The organism is Mesorhizobium sp. M7A.F.Ca.CA.004.06.1.1 (genome assembly GCF_003999135.1).
In the GTDB taxonomy this organism is placed as follows: Bacteria; Pseudomonadota; Alphaproteobacteria; order Rhizobiales; family Rhizobiaceae; genus Mesorhizobium.
Window position 1 is genome coordinate 1 of the sequence record NZ_RZPQ01001466.1, and the last position, 430, is coordinate 430.

The 430-nt window shown below is 62.6% G+C and carries 1 protein-coding gene; it reads left to right on the forward strand.

The genetic code is table 11. The annotated features are described in order from the left end of the window. A partial coding sequence (locus EN906_RS37675) for a DUF5801 repeats-in-toxin domain-containing protein (RefSeq protein ID WP_245484428.1) occupies window positions 1-430 on the forward strand: 430 nt, incomplete at both ends.

Genomic DNA, 430 nt, shown 5'->3' on the forward strand with positions numbered 1-430 from the left:
ACCTATGAGCTCGGCGTCAAGAGCGCAGACGTCGACAGCGGCCTCGACGACACGCTCAGCGGCGATAACATTCTGCTGCGCGTCAATGGCAACGGCGAAATCGAAGGCTATCTGGAGAACGACACGGCTACGGTCGCCTTCCTGATCAGCGTCGATGAGAACACCGGCGAGGTAACGCTGACTCAGGACCGTTCGGTTATCCATAACGATCCGGCAGATCCCGTGGAGAGTGGCGCTTCGGCGGCGGTACTTGCCGCGGCCGATCTGGTTACTCTGACCGCGACCGCCACCGATGGTGACGGCGACACCGCCGAGGCAACAGCCAACATCGGCACTGCTTTCACCTTCGAGGATGACGGCCCGACGATCACGCTGCCGTTCGACCGTGATGCCTCCGGTGGAGCGAGCGGTGGTACCCACGAAACCCTGG